The organism is Streptomyces celluloflavus (genome assembly GCA_000720995.1).
GTDB lineage: Bacteria > Actinomycetota > Actinomycetes > Streptomycetales > Streptomycetaceae > Streptomyces > Streptomyces celluloflavus.
In genome coordinates this window covers 1-25,752 of record JOEL01000040.1, presented here as the reverse complement: position 1 = coordinate 25,752, position 25,752 = coordinate 1, and the positions used below count along the sequence as shown (strand labels likewise).

The following is a 25,752-nucleotide window of genomic DNA, read 5'->3' as shown; positions in this document are numbered from 1 at the left end:
CCTGACGGAACAGGACCTTCATCACCGTGACTGCACTGACCCTCAGTACTTCTTCCGCCGCAACGTTGCGTGCGGACGCCGTCGTCGTCGGCGTGGCCAAGGGCGCCAAGGGCGTCGTCACGGCCCCCGGCGCGGAGGCCGTGGACAAGGCGTTCGGCGGAAAGCTCGCCGCCGTGCTGGAAACCCTCGGCGCGAGCGGTGCCGAGGGCGAGGTGACCAAGCTGCCCGCCGCCGACGGCCTCAAGGCGCCGGTCGTGCTGGCAGTCGGCCTCGGCGACGCCCCGGCCAAGGGCGACGGCTACGGCCACGAGTCGCTGCGCCGCGCCGCGGGCAGCGCCGCCCGCGCGCTGACCGGCACCAAGAAGGCCGCCTTCGCGCTGCCCGTCGAGGACGCCGAGGCCGCGGCCGCCGTCGCGGAAGGCGCGCTGCTCGGCGCGTACACCTTCACCGCGTACCGCAGCAACGGCGGCAAGAAGAAGGACGACGCCAAGTCGGCGCCGCTGGCCGAGGTCGCCATCCTCGGCGGCAAGCCCCGCGACAAGGGGTTCAAGGCCGCCGCCGAGCGCGCCCAGGCACTGGTCGCGGAGATCAACCGCGCCCGCGACCTGATCAACACGCCCTCCAACGACCTCGACCCGAAGTCCTTCGCGGCCGAGGCGCAGGCCGCCGCCAAGGAGTTCGGCCTCGCCGTCGAGGTGCTCGACGAGAAGGCGCTCAAGAAGGGCGGCTACGGCGGCCTGCTGGGCGTCGGCCAGGGCTCGGAGGCGCCGCCGCGGCTGGTGCGGATCGCGCACACGCACGCCAAGGCGACGAAGACCCTCGCGCTCGTCGGCAAGGGCATCACCTACGACTCGGGCGGCATCTCGCTCAAGCCGGCCGGCCACAACGAGACCATGAAGTGCGACATGAGCGGCGCGGCCGCGGTGTTCGCCACGGTCGTGGCCGCCGCCCGGCTGGGCCTGGAGGTGAACGTCACCGGCTGGCTGGCGCTCGCCGAGAACATGCCGTCCGGCTCCGCCACCCGCCCCGGTGACGTGCTGACCATGTACAGCGGCAAGACGGTCGAGGTGCTCAACACCGATGCCGAGGGCCGCCTGGTGCTGGCCGACGCGCTGGCCCGCGCCTCGGAGGAGTCCCCGGACGCGATCGTGGACGTCGCGACGCTGACCGGCGCGATGATGGTGGCGCTGGGCGACCGCACCTTCGGGATCATGGCCAACGACGACGCCTTCCGCACCTCGATCCACGAGATCGCGGAGGAGACCGGCGAGCAGTCCTGGCCGATGCCGCTCCCCGCCGAGCTGCTCAAGGGCATGGAGTCCCCGGTCGCCGACCTCGCCAACATCGGCGGGCGGATGGGCGGCGGCCTGGCCGCCGGACTCTTCCTGCAGGAGTTCATCGGCGAGGGCATCTCCTGGGCGCACCTGGACATCGCGGGCCCGGCCTTCCACGAGGGCGCGCCGTGGGGCTACACCCCCAAGGGCGGCACCGGCTCCGCGGTCCGCACCCTGGTCCGGCTGGCCGAGCGCACCGCCGCGGGCGACCTCGGCTGACGCCGTCCCGGTCTCGCCTGTTTTGTCCGTACGGCCCCGGGCACCGTTCCCGGGGCCGTACGTATGCGTTCGCCCTCAACGAAATCCGCACGCGCGTACGCAGCAGTAACCCCTGTGGCGCGGCCCTCCGGCCGCCCCCGGCCCGGCCCGGCGTCCCGGCTTCGTTCAACAAGTGCGAAGATGGGTTCTCGGCAGGACAGGGCCCCCCTTACCCAGGGCCGACGTAAAAGCGGCCGATCAACAGCCGCCGTCCGGTCATTGGAGACCGGCTCCGGCGTACCCATGCATGGAGGACGTGACGTGGCGAACGACGCCAGCACCGTTTTCGACCTAGTGATCCTCGGAGGCGGTAGCGGCGGTTACGCCGCTGCCCTGCGCGGGGCGCAGCTGGGCCTGGACGTCGCCCTGATCGAGAAGGGCAAGGTCGGCGGTACCTGCCTGCACAACGGCTGCATCCCCACGAAGGCGCTGCTGCACGCCGGTGAGATCGCCGACCAGGCGCGCGAGGCCAACCAGTTCGGTGTCAAGGCCACCTTCGAGGGCATCGACATCGACGCGGTCCACAAGTACAAGGACGAGGTCATCTCGGGCCTGTACAAGGGCCTCCAGGGTCTGATCGCCTCGCGCAAGGTGACCTACATCGAGGGCACCGGACGGCTCTCCTCCCCGACGTCCGTCGACGTGGACGGCCGGCGCGTCGAGGGCCGCCACGTCCTGCTGGCGACCGGCTCCGTGCCGAAGTCGCTGCCGGGCCTGGAGATCGACGGCAACCGCATCATCTCCTCGGACCACGCGCTGAAGCTGGACCGCGTGCCGAAGTCCGCGATCGTCCTGGGCGGCGGCGTCATCGGCGTCGAGTTCGCCTCGGCGTGGAAGTCCTTCGGCACCGACGTGACCATCGTCGAGGGCCTCAAGCACCTCGTCCCGGTCGAGGACGAGAACAGCTCCAAGCTGCTGGAGCGGGCCTTCCGCAAGCGGGGCATAAAGTTCAACCTCGGCACCTTCTTCGACAAGGCCGAGTACACCGCCGACGGCGTCCGGGTCACCCTCGCCGACGGCAAGGCCTTCGAGGCCGAGGTGCTGCTGGTCGCGATCGGCCGCGGGCCGGTCTCCCAGGGGCTGGGCTACGAGGAGCAGGGCGTCGCGATGGACCGCGGCTATGTCCTGGTCGACGAGTACATGCAGACCAACGTGCCGACCATCTCGGCCGTCGGTGACCTCGTCCCCACCCTCCAGCTCGCGCACGTCGGCTTCGCCGAGGGCATGCTGGTAGCGGAGCGGCTGGCCGGTATCAAGACCGTGCCGATCGACTACGACGGTGTGCCGCGCGTGACGTACTGCCACCCCGAGGTCGCTTCGGTGGGCATCACCGAGGCGAAGGCCAAGGAGCTGTACGGCGCCGACAAGGTCGTCGCTCTGAAGTACAACCTCGCGGGCAACGGCAAGAGCCGGATCCTCAAGACCTCGGGCGAGATCAAGCTCGTCCAGGTCAAGGATGGTGCCGTGGTCGGCGTCCACATGGTCGGTGACCGTATGGGCGAGCAGGTCGGTGAGGCCCAGCTGGTCTACAACTGGGAGGCCCTGCCGGCCGAGGTTGCGCAGCTCGTCCACGCGCACCCGACGCAGAACGAGGCTCTCGGCGAGGCCCACCTGGCCCTGGCCGGCAAGCCTCTCCACTCCCACGACTGACCCCCAGTCCCGGGCGCGATCACATCCGCACTTCCCCAGGCTCTCGACACAGCGAGCAGGGGAGATCCCATCCGTAAGGAGCAACAGAAACCATGGCGGTTTCCGTAACCCTTCCGGCGCTCGGCGAGAGCGTCACCGAGGGCACCGTCACCCGCTGGCTGAAGGCCGAGGGTGAGCGTGTAGAGGCCGACGAGCCGTTGCTCGAAGTGTCGACCGACAAGGTCGACACCGAGATCCCGGCCCCGGCCGCAGGCGTCCTGGCCTCCATCAAGGTGGCCGAGGACGAGACGGTGGAGGTCGGCGCCGAGCTGGCCATCATCGACGACGGCACCGGTGCGCCGGCCGCCGCCCCGGCCCCGGCCGCCGTCGAGGCCCCGGCCGCCCCGGCGCCGGTCGCGCAGCCCGAGCCCACCCCGGTTCCGGCCGCCGCGGCCCCGGCCCCGGCGGCCCCCGCCGGCGCCGCCCAGGGCACCGACGTCGTCCTCCCCGCGCTCGGCGAGAGCGTCACCGAGGGCACCGTCACCCGCTGGCTGAAGGAGGTCGGTGAGTCGGTCGAGGCCGACGAGCCGCTGCTGGAGGTCTCCACCGACAAGGTCGACACCGAGATCCCGGCGCCGGTCTCCGGCACGCTGCTGGAGATCACCGTCGCCGAGGACGAGACCGCCGAGGTCGGCGCCAAGCTCGCCGTCATCGGTTCGGCCGCCCCGGCCGCGGCCCCCGCCCCCGCGCCGGCCCCGGCTCCGGTCGCACCCGCCCCGGCCCCGGCTCCCGCGCCGGTCGCCGCGGCGCCCGCGCCCGCTCCGGCACCGGCCCCCGCGCCCGCTCCGGCCCCCGCGCCGGCGCCGGCTCCGGCTCCGGTCGCACCGGCCCCCGTCACCCCGGCTCCGGCCGCGGGTGAGGGCGACGGCGCGTACGTCACCCCGCTGGTGCGCAAGCTCGCCGCGGAGAGCGGCGTGAACCTCGCCACCGTGCGGGGCACCGGTGTCGGTGGCCGGGTCCGCAAGCAGGACGTCATCGCCGCCGCGGAGGCCGCCAAGGCCGTCGCTCCGGCGCCGGTCGCGGCTCCGGCCGCCGCCGCGAAGGCTGCCGGCGTCTCCATCGAGCCGTCGCCGCTGCGTGGCCAGACCGTCAAGATGCCGCGGATGCGCAAGGTCATCGGCGACAACATGATGAAGGCCCTGCACGGCCAGGCGCAGCTGACCAGCGTGGTCGAGGTGGACATCACCGCGATCATGCGGATGCGCAACAAGGCCAAGGAGTCCTTCGCGCAGCGTGAGGGCGTCAAGCTCTCGCCGATGCCGTTCTTCGTCAAGGCCGCCGTCCAGGCGCTGAAGGCCCACCCGGTCGTCAACGCCCGGATCAACGAGGCCGAGGGCACCATCACCTACTTCGACACCGAGAACATCGGTATCGCGGTGGACGCGGAGAAGGGCCTGATGACCCCGGTCATCAAGGCCGCGGGCGACCTGAACATCGCCGGTATCGCCAAGAAGACGGCGGAGCTGGCGGGCAAGGTCCGGGCCAACAAGATCACCCCGGACGACCTGGCCGGCGCGACCTTCACCATCAGCAACACCGGTTCGCGCGGCGCCCTGTTCGACACGGTCATCGTGCCCCCGAACCAGGTCGGCATCCTGGGTATCGGTGCGACCGTCCGGCGCCCGGTGGTCATCAACCACCCGGACCTCGGCGAGACCATCGCGGTGCGCGACATGACCTACCTCGCGCTCTCCTACGACCACCGTCTGGTGGACGGCGCCGATGCCGCCCGCTACCTGACCACGGTCAAGCAGATCCTGGAGGCCGCCGAGTTCGAGACCGAGATCGGTCTCTGAATCCGGTAGCCCTCCGGTAGGTGCACAGGGGACCGGCCCCGGCTCATGACGAGCCGGGGCCGGTCCCTTCGCGTTTCCCGGATAATGGCCCCCTTGTCACTTCTCCACCCGATTGTCACCACCGCTCTGAAGGAGCACGTCATGACCCCGCCGGTCGTCCATTCGCTGCGCGAGCAGATCCGCGAGCACATCCTTGAGGGGATCGTCAGCGGCCGCTGGCAGCCGGGCGAACGGATCGTGGAGCGGCGGATCGCGGTCGAGCTGAAGGTCAGCCAGACCCCCGTACGGGAGGCGCTGCGCGAGCTGGAGTCGCTCCAGCTGATCGAGTCGGCGCCGAACAAGGGCGTACGGGTGCGGAATCTGACCGCGGACGATCTCAAGGAGAGCTACCCGGTGCGGGCCGGTCTGGAGCAGGTGGCGGCGGAGCTGGCGGCCGGCCGGCTGGCGAGCGACACGGCGGCGCTGGAGCGCGAGGTGGCGGCGCTGCGGGAGGCCGACCGGACGGGCGACGGGGAGGCCCAGGTGCGGCACACGGTCGCCTTCCACCGCGAGATCGTGCAGGCGGCCGGGAACGCCGTACTGCTGCACACCTGGGAGTCGCTGGGCGTCGAGGTCTGGACGACGCTCTCGATCCGCTGGTTCAGCCCGGAGCCGCGCTCGCACGCCCAGGACCACCAGGAGATCGTGGACGCGTTCCGGCGGCGCGACCCGAGGATCGGCACCCTGCTCAAGACACATGTGCTGAGCTGCGCGCCGAGGGTCTGAGGGGGGCTCCAGGAGGGCCGGGCGACGGTATCGCCCGGCCCTTTTCCGTCTGGCACCGCGTGCCGGAAACGGCGGCACCCCGTGCCGACCTGCGGTTATTCGCCCGAAGAGCGTTGATCGATCATCGATCAGAGGCGTATGGTCGCGGCTGGGGCGCGATACCCCTGCCTGCCGAATGCCTGCCGAACACGCATTCCCCCCGTCCGGAAAGGGGCCATCCATGCCCGATCCCGTGCGCCTGCCGTACAGCCAGCTCGACCAGCTCCCGGACCGCGACCCGGAGGAGACGGCCGAGTGGCGCGAGTCCCTCGACGCCGTCACCAAGGCAGCGGGCCCGCATCGCGCCGCCTATCTGATGCGCCGTGCCCTGGAGCACACCGCGCGCACCGAAGGCACCGCCCTCCCGTCCCTCCTGGAGACGGACTACGTCAACACCATCCCGACCTCCGCCGAGCCCGACTTCCCGGGCGACGAGGCGCTGGAGGCCAGGATCACCGCCTGGAACCGCTGGAACGCCGCCGCGATGGTCACCCGCGGCGCCCGGTACGGCCTCGGCGGCCACATCGCCACCTTCGCCTCCGCCGCCTGGCTCTACGAGACCGGCTTCCAGCACTTCTTCCGCGGCAAGGAGGGCACGGACAGCGGCGACCAGCTCTACCTCCAGGGCCACGCCTCCCCCGGTATCTACGCCCGCGCCTTCCTCGACGGCCGCCTGACCGAGGAGCAGCTCGACCACTTCCGCCAGGAGGCCGGCGGCGCGGGCCTGCCCTCGTACCCGCACCCGCGGCGGCTGCCCTGGCTGTGGGAGTTCCCCACCGTCTCCATGGGCCTGGGCCCGCTCTCCGCGATCTACCAGGCGCGCTTCAACCGCTATCTGGAGCACCGCGGCATCAAGGACACCTCCCGCTCCCGCGTCTGGGCCTTCCTGGGCGACGGCGAGATGGACGAGCCGGAGTCGACCGCCGCCCTGGCGCTGGCCGGCCGCGAGGGCCTGGACAACCTGACCTTCGTCATCAACTGCAACCTCCAACGCCTCGACGGCCCGGTCCGCCCCAACTTCAAGATCGTGCAGGAGCTGGAGGCCCAGTTCCGCGCGGCCGGCTGGAACGTCGTCAAATCGCTGTGGGGCCGGGCCTGGGACGAGGTCTTCGCCCAGGACACCGACGGCGCCCTGGTGCGCCGGCTGCGCGAGGTCCCCGACGCCCAGTTCCAGACGTACGCCACCCGCGACGCCGCCTACCTGCGCGACCACTTCTTCGGCGCGGACGCCGCCCTCCGGGCGATCGGCCGTACGCTCTCCGACGCCAAGCTGCTGGAGCTGTTCCAGACCTCCCGCGCCGGCCACGAGCCGCGCAAGGTGTACGCCGCCTACCGGGCCGCCGTCGAGCACAAGGGCGCGCCGACCGTCATCCTGGCGCAGACCGTCAAGGGCTACACCCTCGGCGCGGGTTTCGAGTCCCGTAACGCCAACCACCAGATGAAGAAGCTGACCGGGTCGGAGTTCCGCACCATGCGCGACCTCCTGGAACTGCCCATCCCGGACAGCGCGCTGGCGGACGGCCTGGTGCCGTACCGGCGCCCGGCCGAGGACTCCCCGGAGATGCGCTACCTGCGCGAGCGGCGCGCGGCCCTGGACGGCCCGGCACCGGCCCGCAAGGTCGTCGCCAAGCCGCTGCCGATGCCCGCGGACAAGTCCTTCGACGCCCTGAAGAAGGGGTCCGGCAGCCAGGAGATCGCCACCACCATGGCGTTCGTCCGGCTGATCAAGGACCTGATGCGGGACAAGGAGACCGGCCGGCGCTGGGTGCCGGTCGTCCCCGACGAGGCCCGTACCTTCGGGATGGAGTCGCTCTTCCCGTCGGCCGGCCTCTACTCCCCCCTGGGCCAGACCTACGACCCCGTCGACCGCGACCAGCTCCTGTACTACAAGGAGGCCAAGGACGGTCAGATCCTCAACGAGGGCATCACCGAGGCCGGTTCGCTGGCCGACTTCACCGCCGCGGCGACGTCGTACGCCACCCACGGCGAGCCGATGATCCCCTTCTACATCTTCTACTCGATGTTCGGCTGGCAGCGCACCGCCGACCAGTTCTGGGCGCTGGCCGACCAGTTGGGCCGCGGTTTCGTCATCGGCGCCACCGCGGGCCGTACGACCATGACCGGCGAGGGCCTCCAGCACGCCGACGGCCATTCGCACCTGATCGCCTCCACCAACCCGGCGGCCCTCTCGTACGACCCGGCGTTCGCGTACGAGGTGGCGGTGATCGTCAAGGAGGGGCTGCGCCGGATGTACGGCCCCGACGCCGAGGACGTCTTCTACTACCTGACGGTCTACAACGAGACCAAGGTCCAGCCGGCCATGCCGGCGGGCGTCGAAGAGGGCATCCTCAAGGGCCTCTACCGCTACCAGGAGGGCGCCCGGCCGCAGGCCGACAGCCCGCGGGCGCAGCTGCTGGCCTCCGGCACCGCCGTCCACTGGATCCTGGAGGCGCAGCGGCTGCTGGCCGCCGACTGGGGCGTGGCGGCGGACGTCTGGTCGGCACCCTCCTGGACGGAGCTGCGCCGCGACGCGCTGGAGTGCGACGCGGCCCGGCTGGACGGCGAGGACCGGATTCCGTACGTCACCCGTGCGCTGTCCGGTGCCCCCGGCCCGGTCGTCGCGGTCAGCGACTGGATGCGGGCGGTGCCCGACCAGATCGCGCCGTGGGTCGAGCAGGACTGGGTCTCCATCGGGACCGACGGTTTCGGCCTCTCCGACACCCGCGACGCGGCCCGCCGGCACTTCGGTGTCGATCCGCAGTCGGTGGTCGTCCAGACGCTGGCCGCGCTGGCCCGCCGCGGCGAGGTCAAGCCGGAGACCGTCAAGGAGGCCAGGGAGCGCTACGGCCTGTGAGACCTGGGCGGCACCGGCCGGCGCCGGATGCCGCCCGCCCCGCTCCCGTGCGGAGATCACCACCGCGCCCGGGGTCTTCGCACGGGATTCCACCGGTACGGCCCGGCCGCGCCTTCGAGGCGGCGGCCGGGCCGTACCACCCATCACCGGCGATCCCTTCCCCGGCCGCCCGGACCACCGGTGGTTGTCAGTACCGCCCGGCATGATGACGGCATGCGCGCTGCCCGGCTGATCAAGATGGTGTTGCTGCTCCAGTCCCGGCCGTCGATGACGGCCGCCGAGCTGGCGCGCGAGCTGGAGGTCTCGGAGCGTACGGTCGCCCGGGACGTCCTCTCCCTCTCCGAGGCCGGCGTGCCCGTCTACGCCGACCGCGGCCGGGCCGGCGGCTACCGTCTGATCGGCGGCTACCGCACCCGGCTCACCGGCCTCGGCCGCAGCGAGGCGGAGGCGCTCTTCCTCTCCGGAGTGCCCACCGCCCTGCGCGAGATGGGCCTCGCGGACGCCGCGTCCGCCGCCCGGCTCAAGGTGTCCGCGGCGCTGCTGCCCGAACTGCGGGACGCCGCGGCGGGCGCCGCCCAGCGCTTCCATCTCGACGCGCCCGCCTGGTATCAGGAGCCCGCGACCCCCGCTCTGCTGCCCGCCGTCGCCGACGCGGTGTGGGACGACCGCCGCCTGACCGCCCGCTACCACCGCAAGGACCGCGAGGTCGAGCGGGAGCTGGAGCCGTACGGCCTCGTGCTGAAGGCCGGGGTCTGGTATCTGGCGGCCCGCGCCGGCGGCACCCCCGTGGCCGCCCCCGCACCCGCCGCCAGTTCCGGTTCCTACCGCGTCTACCGCGTGGACCGCTTCACCGCCGTCACCGCCACCGGTGAGCGCTTCACCCGCGACGAGACCTTCGACCTGCCCGCGTTCTGGGCGGCGCGGGCCGAGCAGTTCGCCCGCTCGCTGCTGCGCGCGGAGGTGGTGCTGCGGCTCTCCGCGCGCGGGGTCCGGCAGCTTCCGTACGTCACCGAGCGCGCGGCGGCGCGGGAGGCGATCGAGCAGGCGGGCCCGCCCGACGAACACGGCCGGCTGACCGTCACGCTGGCCGTGGAGTCCGCCGATATCGCCTACAGCCAGCTGCTCGCGCTCGGCCCGGAGGGCGAGGTGCTGGCGCCCCCCGCGCTGCGCGAGCGGTTCGCGGCGGCCGCCCGGGGGACCGCCGCGCTCTATGACTGACCGCCGCTACCGGTAGTCCTCCGGGCTCCCCTCCTTCCCGCCCAGGACCACCTCCTCGAAGTAGCCGAAGCCGTCCGGCCGCGAGCCGTCCGCGTCGTTGAAGTCGTACTCCTTGGCCAACTGGCCGCTGGAGAGCGACCGGCCGCTCCAGCGCGCCTTGTCCGCGTCGGCGGCCAGTGCGGCGACGCCGCGGCCGACCAGGAGCGGCGACTCGGCGACGGCGAAGTGCGGTTCCTGCGCCACCGCGTCGCGCCAGGTCTCCTCCGTCACCCCGAAGTGGTCCAGCATCTCCTCGGACCGCAGGAAACCGGGGGTGAGCGAGACGGCCGTGCCGCCGTACTTCTTCAGCTCGGCCGCGAGCCCGAACGCGACGCGGTGCGCGGCGTTCTTGGTGAGGTCGAAGCAGAGGTTGCCGCGGTAGGTCCGGTTGAAGGCGGCGGTACCGTCCGTCATCTCGACGACCAGCCCCCCGGGCCGCCGGATCAGCAGCGGCAGCGCGTAGTGGCTGGTGACGAGGTGGCTCTCAACGCCGAGCCGGAGCATCCGCAGCCCGTCGGCCAGATCGAGGTCCCACAGCGCGGTGTCGAACTCCAGCAGATGGTCACCGCCCCAGACGCTGTTGACCAGCACGTCCAGCCGTCCGTGGTCCCGGTCGACACGTGCGATGAGCGCCTTGACCTGGTCCGGTTCGAGGTGGTCGGCCGGTACGGCGATCCCGGTGCCGCCGGCCGCCGTGACCAGCTCCGCGGTCTCCTCGATCGTCTCGGTGGCCCGCCCGACCTCGCTGACCCGCTCCCGGGTCGTCCGCCCCGTCACATACACCAGGGCCCCGGCCCGGCCCAGCTCCACGGCGATCGCCCGTCCCGCGCCCCGGGTCGCCCCCGCGACCAGCGCCACCCGCCCCGCCAGTGGCCGCCCCTGCTCCGCCGCATCCGCCTGCCTCGTCACGTCCGCCTGCTCCGTCACGTGCGCCACTCCTCGCTGTTCGTGCACCGGGCACCGCGCGGCTTGCGCCGTGCCCCGTACGCCGTTCGTCCGCCGTACAAGTCGACGTTCGCAGCGAAACCCGACACCTTCTGTCGGGTTTTCCGTCGGGCTTTCCGCCAGGTCTTCCCTCCGGCATTCGTCCGTTCTCCCGCCCGCTCGCCCCGGCTTCCCCACGAGGTCCCGGCGGCGCCGCCCCCGGGACGGGACTACGGCCGGAGCGCGCGCGGACCGGCGCCGGTCCGCAGCCGGCCCGCGACCTCGGCACGGGTCTGCGGCGCGGCCGGTACGGCGAGCGTGCCCTCCCCGGTGGCGGCCCGTACCCCGCCGGTGACGTCGAGACCGGTGACCGCCCGGCTGCCCGCGGCGAGCAGGTACCACCTCCCGGACGCCGACCGCCAGCGGACGGCGCCGACCACCTGGCGGCCGAAGCGGCCGCACGCTGCGGTGTCCCGGGCCCGTCCGGCGATCCGCCCGGAGTCGGCCGGGCGCGCGGCGGGCGGCTGGAGCCGCACCGTGACCCGGCCGGACCCGCGCCAGGTGTCCGCGCGGGTACAGACCCAGGTCGCGCTGCCGCCGCCCTCCGGGAGGTCTTGCCGCGCGAACTCCCAGTTGCCGACGGACCGTACGCCCAAACCGCGCAGCGACCGCAGCGCACAGGCGGTACGGGCCCAGCTCAGCAGCGCCGGGTGGCCGGTCGCCTCGTCCGGCTCCCGGGGCGGCTCGCCGTCGGCCGACGGCGGCCGGTACGTGAGGTGCGCCGGCACCGGCTCGCCGAGGTCGGTCACGAGGAAGGAGTGGTGCGCCGCGATCCGCGCCGAGGACCGGAACCGGACCACCGGCCACCGCCCGCAGCCGCCGCCCGCCGCCGGCGGTGCCGGCACCCGGTCGGTGACACCGTCCGGGGCGATGTGCAGCGGACGGTCCGGGGCGCGGGGCGCGAGCAGATCGCGGGTGGCGGTGTCGGCGACCCACGGCGCGATCAGATAGCGCAGCCAGCCGTCGCCGCGCCCGATCACCAGCGCGGCGCCGGTCGTCAGATCGGCGCCGTCGACCCGTGCGAAGTGCAGTGTCGGGGTGGCCCCGGCCGGCTCCGCGTAGCGCACCAGCCGCTCGCCGTCGTGGCAGACCACCACCCGCACATTGTCGATCAGGCCCGCGTAGAGCAGCTGCGGCGGATGGTCCGGCGGCCGGGTGGACGTCCCGGCGGACGCCGTGATCCGGGTACCGGCGGGCGGCGCCGCCCAGACCCGCAGCGCCCGCCCCAGCAGCGCCTTGTCGCCCGCGGCGCGTCCCCGGGCGGGCCAGGCGGTGAAGTCCATCCGCGAGGTGGCGGCCCACCGCTCATCGGGGGTGCGCACCAGCCGTCCCGGGTCCAGCGCCTGCCGCGCCTCGGTGGCGGCCGGCCGGTGGCCGGCCGTTTCCCACGCCGCGCCGTCGCCGCCCGGGACGGCGGCCACCACCGCGCCGGCCGCCACCACCGCCGCCACCGCGGCCGCCACCCGCACCCGCTGCCGACGGCGCAGCAGATCCGTCGGCCGGGTCTGCACCGTGCACGGGTCGAACTCGCCCGAGTTCAGCAGCGCCCCGGCACCGGCGCCGGCCGCCCGGTCCAGCTGTCCGGCCGCCCGCTGCGCCGCGGCCGGGTCCTCGACCCCGGCCGCCGCCAGCACCGCGGCGGTGCCCTCCTCGTCCAGCCCCTCCAGATGCCACAGCCCGACGGCGGCCCGGACCGGCGCCGCGACCGCGGACAGCGCCCGGTCCAGGGCGAGTTCGTCGGCGCCACCGGCCAGCGGGAAGAGCCGCAGCCCCCAGACGAGGGGCACCGCGGGCAGCAGCTGGGCGGGCCAACGGCGCGGCACCCGCTCGTATGCCAGGGCCTGCCGCAGGGTGCGCAGCCGCACCAGGGCGTAGCCGGAGTCGGTGGCCGGCGCCCGGTCGGGCCCGCCGGGCGGCCCACCGGCCGGCCGGCCGCGACCGGTCCGCGGCAGCGCCCGCTGGACCAGGCCGTGGGCGGTGAGCACCCGGCGGTGGCGGCCCATCGGCGGGGGCAGTACGAGGTAGGCGAGGCGGACGAGCCGTGGGTAGTGCTCGACAAGGGCCGCCTCCGCCCGTTCGACATCGGCCCGGGTGCGTTCGTCCATGGGCATGCTGAACAGCCCTTCACGGGGTGGGGGGATATGTCGTCGTTGCACGCCTTCCAACGAGTGAATCCGGGGCCGGTCACCCGGCGGCGGACCGCTCCGGCGGGCGGCGGACACCGGCGGATATCGCCCTGGTCACATCCGGTGTCTTCCGCGTGCGGGCCCGGGTGGCAGGGCGGATGCTGGAGCGGTGATGGACGAGACGGAGTTCTGGGAACTGATCGACGGTTCCCGCGAGGCCGCCGAGGGCGACCCCGAGGAACAGGCCGACCTGCTGGTCGAGCGGTTGGCGGGGCGGGACCCGGACGTCGTCGTGGACTTCGCCCGCCATTTCGAGGCCCGCTACAACCGGGCGTACGCCTGGGAGCTGTGGGCGGCGGCGGGGATCATGCTGGGCGGTGCGAGCGACGACGCGTTCGACTTCTTCCGCTGCTGGCTGATCGGCCAGGGCCGGGAGGTCTTCGAGGGCGCACTGCACGATCCGGACCGCCTCGCCGACCTCGTGGCCGACTTCGACGAGGCGGTGGACGGCGACGCGGAGGAGCTGGGCTACGCGGCCGACGAAGCGTACGAGCAGCTGACCGGCGCCGTACTGCCCGACCTCGGCCTGCCCCCGCAGCCGCCCGAACCGCTCGGCACCTACCTCGACTTCGACGACGACCGGGCCCTGGCGGAACGCTTCCCACGGCTCTGGGACCGCTTCCGGCCGTAGGGCCGGTCGCCCCCTCCCGTCGTCGCCCGAAGGGTGGCCCCGCGGCGTCCGAGTACTGGAGTACCGGGTCTTTCGCTCGGTGCGGCGAGCGCGCGTGCCGGGCGTCGCGGGGCGGACGGGAAGGTGACGACAGGCCCTGGGGCGGGCCACCGGCGTGGCGTCGCCACGGCCCGCCCGGCGGTGCGGACGGGGTGCGGGCAGTATGGGCACATGCGGATCGCGATCACCGGCTCGACCGGTCTCATCGGCACGGCGCTCGTACGGTCGCTGCGCGCCGGGGACAGCGCCCGGCCCGGCGGCCCGGCGGGCGGCCACGACGTCGTCCGGCTCGTCCGGCACCCGCCCGCCGCCCCGGACGAGGTGCGCTGGGATCCGCGGCGCCAGGAGGTGGACACCGCCGGGCTCGCCGGCTGCGGGGCGGTGGTCCATCTCGCCGGCGCGGGCGTCGGCGACCACCGCTGGACCGCGGCCTACAAACGCGAGATCCACGACAGCCGCGTCCTGGGCACCCGGGCCCTCGCCACGGCCCTCGCCACGATGGACACCCCGCCGCGGGTCCTCGTCTGCGGTTCGGCGATCGGCTACTACGGCGACACCGGCGACCGGCGGACGGACGAGAGCGCACCGCCCGGTACGGGGTTCCTGCCGGAGGTCTGCGTCGACTGGGAGGCGGCCGCGGCGCCCGCCCGGGAGGCAGGTATCCGCACCGTGTTCGCCCGCACCGGCCTGGTCGTGGCGCGTTCGGGCGGCGCCTGGGGCCGGCTCTTCCCGGTCTTCCGCCTGGGCCTGGGCGGGCGGCTCGGCGACGGCCGCCAGTACTGGAGCTTCATCTCCCTCCGGGACCAGGTGGCGGCGCTCCGCCACCTGATCGACACCGACGGCCTGTCCGGACCGGTCAACCTCACCGCCCCGGAACCGGTCACCAACCGCGAGGTCACCGCCGTCATGGGCCGCGTCCTGCACCGCCCCACGCTCCTGTCCGTACCGGCGCCGGTGCTGCGGGTCGCGCTCGGCGAGTTCGCCGGGGACGTGCTCGGCAGTCAGCGGGTCGTCCCGGCGCGGCTGCTGGCCTCCGGGTTCACGTTCGCCCATCCCGGCATCGCGGACGCGGTCCGCGCGGCATGAGGCGGCCGACGGCGGTGGCCCGCACCGGCCCCTGACGGGAACGGCCGCCCCGGTCCCGCCGGCTGCCCCGCCCCGCTCCCCCGCCGGACGGTGCCCCGGGACGACCCCCGACGCGCCCCGCGAGCCCCCTGTCCGCCGCCGCCCGGCCCCCTTACCGTCTCGGGCACACATCTCGGCATCCCGCGCGGCCGCACCGGGCGCCAGCCCCGGGGCGGGGCCGGCGGGACCGACCTCGGGAGGGGCACGTGGTGCGTATCGCATCGGCCGTGGACGTCGTCATCGTGGGGGCCGGCCCGGCCGGACTCGCCGCCGCCCGGCAGCTGACCGGCGCGGGCCTGTCGGTCACCGTGCTGGAGGCCGCCCCGCGGATCGGCGGCCGGGCCGCCACGGACGATCTCGACGGCTTCCGGCTGGACCGCGGCGGACGGCCGCTGGTCGCCACCGCCGCCGAACTGCGCCGGATTCCCGGCCTCGGCGGTCTGACGCTGCGGCCGTTCGCGGCCGGCCTCTGGCTCCACAACGGCCAACGGGCGCAGCGCATCAGCGCGCCCCGAAGCACAAGGGGCGCACTGGCCGCGGCACGCGCCCTCTCGCGCGCCGACCGGCGTACCGACCGCAGACCGGACCGGCACACCGACCGCTACGGCGAGCGGGCCGCCCCTCCCACCCCCGCCGACCGCCCGGTCGGTGAGGCCCTGGCGAGCCGCCCCGCCTTCCCACCGCGCGGCCACGACGCGTTCCTGCGCCCGCTGCTCGGCGCGCTGCTCTGCGATCCGCGGCTGCGCGGCTCCAGCCGCAGTGCCGCGCAGCTCCTGCGCGCGTTCGCCGAGGGCCGGCTGTGCCTGCCGGCCGGCGGCGCCTCGGCCGTCCCCGAACTCCTTGCCGCCGCGCTGCCGCCCGGTACGGTCCGCACCTCCGTCCGCGCCACGGCCGTCTCCACCACCGGCGTGCGCACCGCCGAGCACGGTCTCATCCCCTGCCGGGCGGTGCTGGTGGCGACCGGCGCGCGCGATGCGGCCGAACTGCTGCCGGGGCTGCGGGTGCCCGCGTTCCACCCGGTGACGGTCCTGCACCACACCGCGGGCACCGCCACCGGAGCGCGCACCGCGCCGTACCACGGCACCGCGCTGGTCCTCCCGACGGAGGGCCCGGTGGCGTACTCGTACGCCGCGGGCGCGATCGACCCGTCCCGGACGCCGCCCGGCCGTTCCCTGGTCACCACCGTCGTGCTGGGCGCCGCGGCCTCGCTGCCGCTGTCCGTTCTCGACGGAGCGGTCCGGCCCCAGCTCGACCGGATCTACGGCGCCGCGGGCGACGACTGGCAGCTGCTGACCGCCCATCACGACCCGTACGCGGTGCCCGCGATGCCGGTCCCGCACGATCCGGAGCGGCCCGTGCGGGTGCTGTCGGGTCTCTACGTGTGCGGCGACCACCGCGACATCAGCACCGTCCAGGGCGCCCTGCACTCGGGCCACCGCGCCGCCCGCGCCCTGCTCCGGGACTTCGGTCTGCCGCCGCTGGTGGAGCCGAACACCCTGCGCACCGCGGCCTGATCCGGCCCCGCCGGCCGTGGCGGGGCCGCCGCCCCGCCACCCGCCGGTCCGGGCGCCGCATGCCGGCCGGTCCGGTCAGCCCAGCGCCGCGACCCGGTCCCGGTATCCCCGTACCGGCGCCGCGTCCCGGTACGGCTCCAGGCGGCGTTCGAAGTCCCGGACGTACTCATGGGCGCGTACCGAGCGCATCTCGGAGGCTTGCAGGGCCGCCTCGGCGCCGAGCGTGCAGGCTTGCTCCAATTCGCCCAGGCCGAGGCGGGCGGTGGCCAGGACGACGCGGCAGAAGAGCCGGCTGCGGGCGAAGCCGGCGGCGCGCAGTTGCAGCGAGCGCTCGGCGTGCTGGGAGGCGGCGCGGTACTGCTGGAGGTCGCGGTGGCAGTGCGCCAGCTCGTCGGCGAGCTGCGCCTCGTCGAAGAAGCGCGCCCAGTGCGGGGTCTCGTCGCCCGGCCGGGCGGTCTCCAGTGCGCGTTCGGCGCGGGCCAGCGCCGCCGTGCAGGCCCGGACCTCGGACAGCAGGCCGTGGCCGCGCGCCTCCGCGGCGTGCAGCAGCGCCTGGACCACGGGCGGCGCGCTGCTGCCGACGCCCTGCTGGGCGACCCGCGCCAGTTGGACGGCCTCCCGGCCGTGCCCCAGATAGACGGCCTGCCGGCTCATCGTCACCAGGACGTAGGAGCCGTACGCCCGGTCACCGGCCGCCTGGGACAGCCGCAGCGCCTGGACGAAGTACCGCTGCGCCAGACCGTGCGCGGCGATGTCGTACGAGGTCCAGCCGGCCAGCCGGGTCAGGTCGGCGGCGGCCGCGAAGAGCCGGCGGCCGGTCGCCTCGCTGTACGTGCCGCGCAGCATCGGTTCGGCCTCGTGCTCCAGATAGCGCACCAGGGCCTGCCGGGCGTGGCCGCCGCCGTAGGCGTGGTCCAGCGCCCGGAAGAGCTCGCCGACCGAGCGCAGTGCCGCGATGTCGCCGGCGCAGACCCGGGCGCCCTGGGGACGGTCGGTGCGGTCGGTCCGGCGCTGCCGCGGCACCGGCATCCGGCCCTGGGCGGGCACCCGGCCCGCGCCGTCGGCCGGCGGGTCGCCGCGGGCCACCCGTTCGTCGGCGCGGCCGATCAGCCAGTCCCGGCTGGGCACCACCAGCCCGGCCGGGGTGAAGGCGATCTTCCGCAGTTCGGCGTGGCTGCCGGAGTCCTTGCGCCACAGGCCGGTGACGATGTCCACCGCCTCGGCGGGCGTCGCGGCGAATTCGAGTCCGGCGTAGACCGGTGCGCAGGCGTCCAGGCCGAGGTCCTGGGCGGACAGCCGACGGCCGAGCCGCCGGGTGAACACCTCGGCGATCAGCGCCGGTGTGGTGCCTCTCGGCTGCTGGCCGCGGAGCCAGCGGGTCACCGAGGTCTTGTCGTAGCGCAGGTCGAGGCCGTGCTCGATGCCGAGCTGATCCACCCGTCTGGCCAGCCCGGCATTGGAGAATCCCGCCTCGGCGATCAGCCCTGCGAGCTGGCGGTTGGGCATGTGTTGCGGGGGTCGTTCGGTCATCGGCTTTACCGGTCTCCTGCCTTTCGGGCCGGGCCGCCGGATTCGGCCGGCCCCGCCCGGTGCACTCCTCGCCCTTGTGGAACGGCGTGAATGTAACGGCCTTCGGTGCCTTTCTCGCCGCCTGTGCGCCGCGTTCATCCGATCGTGTGAGCAGGGCGCTTCGGTGCGGCAGGCGGCCCGGCACCCGCCCCTCCCCCGGGGTACGCACCGTCCGGATCCGGCCGCCTGCGGGGACGCCGGCGGGCGGCCGTACAGTGGCAAGGGCGCGAAGTGGCATCAAATGTGGCGATGAACTGCACCAATGGTTCGAAGAGGAGCTGCCGTGACTGCGATCTCTCGGGGGGAGACCCCCGTACCCGAGAGGCTGCGCTTTGTGCACCTGGGCTTCGGAGCGGACGCCGTGGAGTACGAGGCGGCGTGGCAGGAACAGCGCCGGGTGCACGCCGCCCGGTTCGCCGATGAGGTGCCGGACACCTGTCTGCTGCTGGAGCACCCGCCCGTCTACACCGCGGGACGCCGCACGGCCGATGACGAGCGCCCCCTGGACGGCACCCCCGTCATCGACGTGGACCGCGGCGGAAAGATCACCTGGCACGGCCCCGGCCAGCTGGTGGGCTACCCCATCCAGAAGCTGCCGCGCCCGGTCGACGTCGTCGCCCACGTCCGCCGTCTCGAAGAGGCCCTGATCCGGGTCTGCGCCGACTTCGGCGTCGAGGGCACCCGGATCGAGGGCCGCAGCGGCGTCTGGGTGCTGGGCGACCCGGTCGAGGAGCGGCCGGCCCTGGGCGGTCTGACGCTGGACTTCGACCCCCTGGTGGCGGACGAGATGTTCGACGCGCGGCTGAACGGCCCGGAGTACGCGCCGTCCAACGCCGGCCAGCGCCGGGAGGACCGCAAGCTCGCCGCCATCGGCATCCGCGTCGCCAAGGGCGTCACGATGCACGGTTTCGCGCTCAACGTGAACCCGGACAACACCTCGTTCGACAAGATCGTGCCGTGCGGTATCCGCGACGCCGGTGTCGCCTCGCTCTCCGCCGAGCTGGGCCGCGAGATCACCATCGCCGAGGTGCTGCCCGCCGTCGAGAAACATCTGCGGGACGTCCTGGAGGGCGCCGAGCTCCTCCCCCGCGCCGTCTGAACCGCACGGCGGGAATGCACCCCTGGCATGCAGGGTTGGGCTGCACGTAAAGACGTGTGAATTACGGGCGTACCCTGGTGGACGCCGAAGAATCGAAGTCGTAGGGAGCCGGACGTGTCCGCTGTCGCACCCGATGGGCAGTCAATGCCCAAGCCTGACGGCCGGCGAATGCTGCGCCTGGAGGTCCGGAACAGCCAGACCCCCATCGAGCGCAAGCCCGAGTGGATCAAGACCCGGGCGAAGATGGGCCCGGAGTACAACCACCTCCAGAGCCTGGTCAAGAGCGAGGGCCTGCACACGGTCTGCCAGGAGGCGGGCTGTCCCAACATCTACGAATGCTGGGAGGACCGCGAGGCGACCTTCCTCATCGGCGGCGACCAGTGCACCCGGCGCTGCGACTTCTGCCAGATCGACACGGGCAAGCCGCAGGCGCTGGACCGCGACGAGCCGCGCCGGGTGGCCGAGTCCGTCGAGACCATGGGTCTGAAGTACGCCACGATCACCGGCGTCGCCCGCGACGACCTGGCGGACGGCGGCGCCTGGCTGTACGCGGAGACGGTCCGGCAGATCCACACCCGGATGCCGGACACCGGCGTCGAGCTGCTGATCCCCGACTTCAACGCGGTCCCCGAGCAGCTGGCCGAGGTCTTCTCCTCGCGTCCCGAGGTGCTCGCGCACAACGTCGAGACGGTGCCGCGGATCTTCAAGCGGATCCGCCCCGGCTTCCGTTACGAGCGGTCGCTGGAGGTCATCACCAAGGCCCGCGAGGCCGGTCTGGTGACCAAGTCCAACCTGATCCTGGGCATGGGCGAGACCCGCGAGGAGATCAGCCAGGCGCTCCAGGACCTGTACGACGCGGGGTGCGAGCTGATCACCATCACCCAGTACCTGCGCCCCTCCGTGCGGCACCACCCCATCGAGCGCTGGGCCAAGCCCGCCGAGTTCGTGGAGCTCAAGGAGGAGGCCGAGGAGATCGGCTACGCCGGTGTCATGTCCGGCCCGCTGGTCCGCTCCTCCTACCGCGCCGGCCGCCTCTACCAGCAGGCGATCGAACGGCGCGAGGTCGAGGCGTCCACTCAGGCGGTCTGAGCCGCCCGGCGCGCCATCTTGTGAATCGTGGCACATGCTGAGAGGACGCGGCCCGCGCTCCCCCAGGGCGGGGGCGGTGCGGGCCGCGTCAACGTTTCATAGGTGTTTGACCGGCAGGTCATCCGTTGGTAACACCCTTCGGTGACGATGGATGCACGCACCGCTCCCGCACCTTCGACCGCCTGAGGGAGACCTGACATGCAGGCCGCGCAGCTCCGCGCCACCGCCCGCTCCATCCCCGCCGTCACCGGTGCTCTGCGTGCCGTCGAGGCCGTGCTGCTGCGCGGCGGACAGCGCACCGCCCGCCGGAACGCCTGGACGTCGGTACTGGAGGACCGCCGCCGGGCCAAGGACCGGCACGAGGCCCAGGACGTACTGGAGGCCGCGGCGACCAGGCGCCCACAGGCCACGTAAACTTCGCTGTATGGCGAGGAAGGCAAAATCAGACGGCGCTGCCGGCGCTGAGAACCCCGGGCGGCTCAAGCAGATCGCCCTGACCTACAAGATGACCCGTCGGGTCGACTCCAAGGTCGGTCTTGTCGTCGCTGGCGTGGGCATCGTCGTATTCGGCGTTCTCCTTGCCATCGGCTTCTTGATCGGTCACCCCATCTATGCGGGCATCCTGGGCTTCGTCCTGGCCTTCCTCGCGATGGCGATCGTCTTCGGACGCCGCGCGGAGCGAGCTGCCTTCGGGCAGATGGAGGGCCAGCCCGGTGCGGCGGCCGCCGTGCTGGAGAACGTCGGCCGCGGCTGGACGGTCACCCCGGCGGTGGCGATGAACCGCAGCCAGGACGTCGTGCACCGCGCCGTCGGCAAGGCCGGCATCGTGCTGGTCGGCGAGGGCAACCCGAACCGTCTCCGCGGCCTGCTGGCCGCCGAGAAGAAGCGGATGGCGCGCACCGTCGCCGATTCCCCGGTCCACGACCTCATCGTGGGCGACGGCGAGGGCCAGGTGCCGCTGAAGAAGGTCCGGACGACCCTGCTGAAGCTGCCGCGCGTACTGCCCGGCGCCCAGGTCACGGCCGTCAACGACCGGCTCCGCGCACTGGGCGACCTGATGAGCAATATGCCGGTGCCGAAGGGTCCGATGCCGAAGGGCATGCGGATGCCCAAGGGCGGCGGCAAGACGCGCTGACCACCCGGACGGCCGGACACCCCGGCGCCCCGACGAGAAACCACGAACGCCCCGGAGCGGAGAGCTCCGGGGCGTTCTGTATGCGGTGCGGGGGCGGTGTGCGAGCGATCCGGGTGCGGTATGCCGTATGCGGTACGGGTGTCCCTCGGTACGGGCGGGGGCCCGGCCTTCCGGGTACGAGCGGCAGGCGGGCTCGTACGGGGGCCTGTATACGGTCGGGCCGTAGGCGCACCCGCTGGGGCTCGTGGATGAGCGGCATACGGGCAGGCAGGCGGACGAGCTGCCCGGACCTCTCAGATCCGTACCTCTACCGAGCGGGCCAGGCGGTCGTGCAGGCCGCGGCCGTCGCGGTCCCAGATGACGGCCGGGATGATCACGAGGAGCAGGAGCGTCCGCAGCACCACCCGCGGCAGCGAGATCCGGCCGCCGCCCTCGGCGGCTACCCGCAGGCCCACCAGCCGCTTGCCGGGCGTGAAGCCGACCGTGCCGACCGTCAGCACGCTGAGCACCGCGAAGACGACCAGCGCCCAGTTGCTCGCCGACTGCATCCTGCCGCCGCTGAGTAGTCCGTAGGCGATCAGCATGCACAGCGCCCAGTCGATGAAGAGGGCGGCGATACGGCGCCCGGGACGGGCGACCGAACCCGGGCCCTCCTCCGGCAGCCCGAGCCGCTGGCCGCGGTATCCGAATTCGACGCCCATGTCCTCGGCTGCCGCGCGGGGCCCGGAGATCCACGATCCGATTGCTTGCCTGTTGTCCACCCGTCCACGGTACTGCGACCGCATACATACGCCTCGCGGAGGGGCGGCGGACACGGACCGGCCGGACCGTCGGCGGCGCACGCCGGAGCGTGCGACGGGCCGCGCGCCGGTTAACCTCGGCGAAACAAATGGGTCATGCTTGGGAAATCACGCCTGCTTATGGTCGGGCAAGCGCGCCACTGCACAAGGGTGCGTTCCGCGTAGCAACCCCGCGTCCGCCGACCGGTGACCGGGCTAGGAGGAGTAGGGATGTTCCAGAACGCCGACGAGGTAAAGAAGTACATCGCGGACGAGGACGTCAAATTCATCGACGTCCGCTTCTGCGACCTGCCCGGTGTGATGCAGCACTTCACGATCCCGGCGAAGGCGTTCGACCCGACCGAGGAGCTGGCCTTCGACGGTTCGTCGATCCGCGGCTTCCAGGCGATCCACGAGTCCGACATGGCGCTGCGCGCGGACCTGTCGACCGCTCGGGTGGACCCGTTCCGCCGGGACAAGACGGTCAACATCAACTTCTTCATCCACGACCCGATCACCGGCGAGCAGTACAGCCGCGACCCGCGCAACATCGCCAAGAAGGCCGAGGCGTACCTCGCCTCCACCGGCATCGCGGACACCGCGTACTTCGGCCCCGAGGCCGAGTTCTACGTCTTCGACAGCGTGCGCTTCGAGACCAGCGCGAACCAGTCCTTCTACCACATCGACTCCGAGGCCGGCGCCTGGAACACCGGGTCGGAGGAGAACAACCGCGGCTACAAGGTCCGCTACAAGGGCGGCTACTTCCCGGCCCCGCCGGTCGACCACTTCGCCGACCTGCGCGCCGAGATCTCCCTGGAGCTGGAGGCGGCCGGCCTGGAGGTCGAGCGCCAGCACCACGAGGTCGGCACGGCCGGCCAGGCGGAGATCAACTACAAGTTCAACACGCTGCTCGCCGCGGCCGACGACCTGATGCTCTTCAAGTACATCGTGAAGAACGTCGCCTGGCGCAACGGCAAGACCGCGACCTTCATGCCCAAGCCGATCTTCGGCGACAACGGCTCGGGCATGCACGTCCACCAGTCCCTCTGGTCCGGCGGCGTCCCGCTCTTCTACGACGAGCAGGGCTACGCGGGCCTCTCGGACACCGCCCGCTACTACATCGGCGGCATCCTCAAGCACGCCCCGTCGCTGCTGGCCTTCACCAACCCGACGGTGAACTCCTACCACCGCCTGGTCCCCGGCTTCGAGGCCCCGGTCAACATGGTCTACTCGCAGCGCAACCGCTCCGCGGCCATGCGCATCCCGATCACGGGCTCCAACCCGAAGGCCAAGCGCGTCGAGTTCCGCGCCCCGGACCCGTCCTCGAACCCGTACCTCGCCTTCTCCGCACTGCTCCTCGCGGGCCTGGACGGCGTCAAGAACAAGATCGAGCCGGCCGAGCCGATCGACAAGGACCTCTACGAACTCGCCCCCGAGGAGCACGCGAGCGTCCCCCAGGTCCCGACCTCCCTCCCCGCCGTCCTCGACGCTCTTGAGGCCGACAACGAGTACCTCCAGCAGGGCGGCGTCTTCACCTCCGACCTGATCGAAACCTGGATCGACTACAAGCGCACGAACGAAATCGCCCCGATCCAGCTGCGGCCGCATCCGCATGAGTTCGAGCTTTACTTCGACATCTAAGAGGTAGATGCCGCCGCACCCCTCCAGACCTGCGCAGACGCGGGTATGGAGGGGTGCGGCGGCATCTGTGGGACTTCTCTGGGAATTTGAGCCGGGTCCGGCCTTCTGCCAGCTGTACCTGGCTACGCGAAAACCGCATCGATGGCGGCGCTGCCCCGCGCGCCCGCGCGGGGCAGGAAGTGGGAGTACTTCCGCAATGTGAACCCCGGTTCGGAGTGACCCAGCCAACGTGCCGGCGAGACGACCGATTCCCCGGCCTCCAGTTCCTCGGAGGCGTAGAAGTGGCGCAGGGCGTGGAATCCGTGCTCCCGGGACGGCTCCCGCACACGGGCCCCGTTCCCTTCGTTCTCCCCCAGTGGTGCGATCACGCCGGCCTTGGCCAAAGCGGGCTTCCACACGTAGGAGTTGAAGCAGTTCCGGTTGACCGCCTTCCGCTCGCGTCCTGTCACCAAGAGGCGGTACGTCCTCGGCCGACGGGGCTTGGCTTCCGCTGACGTCTTCGGAGGAGCCGGGTCGTCCCAGGGCAACGTGACCGGCACGGGTGTGAAGACCTCCATATGCCGTTGGACGGCTCGGGCCACGCTCGTCGGCAGCGGCACATCCCGGACCTTGCGCCCCTTAGGGGGCGCGAAGCACAGCTTCGCCCGCACTATCTTCACCTGGCGACGGACATGGACGATTTCCTTGGCGAAGTCGATGTCCTCCACGGAGAGCCCGAGTGCCTCCCCTTGCCGCAGTCCAAGACCCGCACCGATCGTGGCAAGGAGCCGGTAGCAGTCCGGCATCGGCCCGTACCGCCAGCACACGTTCAGGCGTCCATGCTTCAACCCTCCCGGGCGTGGCAGGCGGCGGGCCGATCGTGCTGGACCGGCACGGATTGCGCCCGAGGCGGCGGTCCTCGACGGCGGCCTGGAGGACACCGGACAGCGTCGCCCAGACCAGACGGAGGAGGTCGGGCCGAGATCCTTCTCCAATCGCTTCTTCGCGCTTGGCGCTTCGAGCGCCGTGGCCGGGCCCTGGACTTCGGCCGGCCGGCCGAGCACGAGCTGCGCGACATCATGGATGCGATCTTGTACGTCGACCGCACGGGCGTTCAGTGGCGCTACCTCCCACACGACTTCCCGCACTGGAACACGGTCTACGGCTACATGGAAATTACCGCCCGCAAGCCCGGGACCAGAGGTTTCACGCCGATACCGAAACCGTGGGCGGCCGAACGGACCTATGGCCGGCTCATGCTGCACCGCCGACCGGCCCGCGACTACGAGGCCCTGCCCACTCGCTCCGAATGCAGGGCCGTGGACGATCCGTTGCGGGGGATGGCCGCACCGGGATCGGGGGGACAGCCGTAGTGAGTGGGGGCTACTGCTGCGCATAGCGTCTGCGGTGTGAGACATATACGGAACGGGGTGGAGAGATCCCCCTTCGACAGGCACCGACCGGCCCGGCCCGCAGTGGTGTCGGCTGTCCCGTCGGGCGTGCCGGCGGTTGCCGTACCCGCGGCGGACTCGGCACATACGACTGGCACTTCCGACCACAACACCCAGCACCCCAAGGAGGATTCGTGATCACCTCCAGCCCCGCCGTGCGCCGCACCTCTGCGGTGGGCCTCGCCCTCGTCGCCTGCCTCGGCGCGGCCCCCACCGCCACGGCCGCGCCGGCCCCCGCCATGTCGAAGTCCGGCTCAAGGCCACCGACACCCGCCACCGCATCGGCTCGATCCTGCTCAACAACGGCGGCCCCGGCGGCACCGCCCTCGAATCCCCGCCGGAATTCCACGCGTGGATGAAGAAGGTTGGCCCGCGTTACGACATCGTCGGCTTCGACCCGCGCTTCGTCGGCCGCAGCACCCCGCTGGACTGCGGTTTGCCCGTCGGCACCAATCTCTTCTCGGCCGGTCTCAGCCGGACGAGCTTCGAGCGCCAGGTCACCCTCCAGAAGGACCTGGCCGCCAAGTGCCGCGCCACCA

The 25,752-nt window shown here is 72.7% G+C and carries 19 protein-coding genes and 2 pseudogenes; 16 read left to right on the top strand and 5 right to left on the bottom strand.

All coding sequences use genetic code 11. The features are described 5' to 3' along the window. Window positions 1-26 precede the first annotated feature (26 nt). The 6 genes from IH09_RS27705 to IH09_RS27680 all read left to right on the top strand — a co-directional run bounded on the left by IH09_RS27705 (window position 27) and on the right by IH09_RS27680 (window position 9,953). Complete coding sequence (locus IH09_RS27705) at window positions 27-1,553, top strand: leucyl aminopeptidase (RefSeq protein ID WP_052860227.1); 1,527 nt, start codon at window positions 27-29, stop codon at window positions 1,551-1,553. A 300-nt stretch (window positions 1,554-1,853) separates the two neighbouring features. Then, on the top strand, window positions 1,854-3,242 hold the full coding sequence (gene lpdA, locus IH09_RS27700) for a dihydrolipoyl dehydrogenase (RefSeq protein WP_052860226.1): 1,389 nt from the start codon (window positions 1,854-1,856) through the stop codon (window positions 3,240-3,242). 92 nt (window positions 3,243-3,334) lie between these two features. Then, window positions 3,335-5,077 carry a 2-oxoglutarate dehydrogenase, E2 component, dihydrolipoamide succinyltransferase gene (gene sucB, locus IH09_RS27695; protein WP_052860225.1) on the top strand — a complete coding sequence of 581 codons (1,743 nt, stop codon included), beginning with the start codon at window positions 3,335-3,337 and terminating at the stop codon, window positions 5,075-5,077. A gap of 141 nt (window positions 5,078-5,218) precedes the next feature. Next, window positions 5,219-5,842, top strand: coding sequence for a GntR family transcriptional regulator (locus IH09_RS27690; RefSeq protein ID WP_052860224.1), 624 nt, complete (start codon window positions 5,219-5,221; stop codon window positions 5,840-5,842). A gap of 220 nt (window positions 5,843-6,062) precedes the next feature. After that, window positions 6,063-8,735 (top strand): pyruvate dehydrogenase (acetyl-transferring), homodimeric type, encoded by a 2,673-nt coding sequence (aceE, locus tag IH09_RS27685; RefSeq protein WP_052860223.1) that lies wholly within the window; start codon window positions 6,063-6,065, stop codon window positions 8,733-8,735. A 213-nt stretch (window positions 8,736-8,948) separates the two neighbouring features. Further along, entirely contained in the window at window positions 8,949-9,953 is a 1,005-nt protein-coding gene (locus IH09_RS27680; RefSeq protein ID WP_052860222.1) for a helix-turn-helix transcriptional regulator, read from the top strand. A gap of 6 nt (window positions 9,954-9,959) precedes the next feature. On the opposite strand, the gene IH09_RS27675 is transcribed toward IH09_RS27680, so the two are convergent. Beyond that, window positions 9,960-10,919, bottom strand: a complete 960-nt coding sequence (locus IH09_RS27675; protein ID WP_381719486.1) for an SDR family oxidoreductase — start codon at window positions 10,917-10,919, stop codon at window positions 9,960-9,962. Between the two features lie 227 nt (window positions 10,920-11,146). Beyond that, window positions 11,147-13,081: a hypothetical protein gene (locus IH09_RS27670; RefSeq protein WP_052860221.1), complete on the bottom strand. Its 1,935-nt coding sequence runs from the start codon at window positions 13,079-13,081 to the stop codon at window positions 11,147-11,149. A 193-nt stretch (window positions 13,082-13,274) separates the two neighbouring features. Here IH09_RS27670 and IH09_RS27665 point away from each other — a divergent pair, with 193 nt between their 5' ends. The 3 genes from IH09_RS27665 (at window position 13,275) to IH09_RS27655 (ending at window position 16,471) form a co-directional block, all read left to right on the top strand. Continuing rightward, window positions 13,275-13,793 carry a DUF4240 domain-containing protein gene (locus IH09_RS27665; RefSeq protein ID WP_052860220.1) on the top strand — a complete coding sequence of 173 codons (519 nt, stop codon included), beginning with the start codon at window positions 13,275-13,277 and terminating at the stop codon, window positions 13,791-13,793. A gap of 210 nt (window positions 13,794-14,003) precedes the next feature. Next, entirely contained in the window at window positions 14,004-14,918 is a 915-nt protein-coding gene (locus IH09_RS27660; protein ID WP_052860219.1) for a TIGR01777 family oxidoreductase, read from the top strand. 245 nt (window positions 14,919-15,163) lie between these two features. Beyond that, window positions 15,164-16,471, top strand: coding sequence for an FAD-dependent oxidoreductase (locus IH09_RS27655; RefSeq protein WP_052860218.1), 1,308 nt, complete (start codon window positions 15,164-15,166; stop codon window positions 16,469-16,471). A gap of 75 nt (window positions 16,472-16,546) precedes the next feature. On the opposite strand, the gene IH09_RS27650 is transcribed toward IH09_RS27655, so the two are convergent. Beyond that, a complete protein-coding gene (locus IH09_RS27650) occupies window positions 16,547-18,001 on the bottom strand; it encodes a hypothetical protein (protein WP_052860217.1) in 1,455 nt (484 codons plus the stop codon). A 373-nt stretch (window positions 18,002-18,374) separates the two neighbouring features. Here IH09_RS27650 and lipB point away from each other — a divergent pair, with 373 nt between their 5' ends. The 4 genes from lipB to IH09_RS27630 all read left to right on the top strand — a co-directional run bounded on the left by lipB (window position 18,375) and on the right by IH09_RS27630 (window position 21,363). Beyond that, complete coding sequence (gene lipB / locus IH09_RS27645) at window positions 18,375-19,139, top strand: lipoyl(octanoyl) transferase LipB (RefSeq protein WP_404827294.1); 765 nt, start codon at window positions 18,375-18,377, stop codon at window positions 19,137-19,139. 144 nt (window positions 19,140-19,283) lie between these two features. Continuing rightward, complete coding sequence (gene lipA / locus IH09_RS27640; RefSeq protein WP_052860215.1) at window positions 19,284-20,228, top strand: lipoyl synthase; 945 nt, start codon at window positions 19,284-19,286, stop codon at window positions 20,226-20,228. A gap of 198 nt (window positions 20,229-20,426) precedes the next feature. Next, a complete protein-coding gene (locus tag IH09_RS27635) occupies window positions 20,427-20,642 on the top strand; it encodes an SCO2195 family GlnR-regulated protein (RefSeq protein ID WP_052860214.1) in 216 nt (71 codons plus the stop codon). Window positions 20,643-20,652: 10 nt separating this feature from the next. After that, window positions 20,653-21,363: a DUF4191 domain-containing protein gene (locus tag IH09_RS27630; RefSeq protein WP_052860213.1), complete on the top strand. Its 711-nt coding sequence runs from the start codon at window positions 20,653-20,655 to the stop codon at window positions 21,361-21,363. Between the two features lie 293 nt (window positions 21,364-21,656). Here the strand turns inward: IH09_RS27630 and IH09_RS27625 are convergent, their stop codons facing one another. Beyond that, window positions 21,657-22,124, bottom strand: coding sequence for an RDD family protein (locus IH09_RS27625; RefSeq protein WP_165484726.1), 468 nt, complete (start codon window positions 22,122-22,124; stop codon window positions 21,657-21,659). Between the two features lie 249 nt (window positions 22,125-22,373). On the opposite strand from IH09_RS27625, the gene glnA reads away from it, so the two are divergent. Next, window positions 22,374-23,783 carry a type I glutamate--ammonia ligase gene (gene glnA / locus IH09_RS27620; protein ID WP_052860211.1) on the top strand — a complete coding sequence of 470 codons (1,410 nt, stop codon included), beginning with the start codon at window positions 22,374-22,376 and terminating at the stop codon, window positions 23,781-23,783. A 122-nt stretch (window positions 23,784-23,905) separates the two neighbouring features. On the opposite strand, the gene IH09_RS37995 is transcribed toward glnA, so the two are convergent. Next, entirely contained in the window at window positions 23,906-24,568 is a 663-nt protein-coding gene (locus IH09_RS37995) for a site-specific integrase (RefSeq protein ID WP_190233431.1), read from the bottom strand. 177 nt (window positions 24,569-24,745) lie between these two features. Between IH09_RS37995 and IH09_RS40735 the strand changes: the two are divergent. Both IH09_RS40735 and IH09_RS40730 read left to right on the top strand, forming a co-directional pair. Continuing rightward, window positions 24,746-25,072, top strand: a pseudogene (locus IH09_RS40735) (transposase); the annotation flags it as partial. 496 nt (window positions 25,073-25,568) lie between these two features. Then, window positions 25,569-25,752, top strand: a pseudogene (locus IH09_RS40730) (alpha/beta hydrolase); the annotation flags it as partial.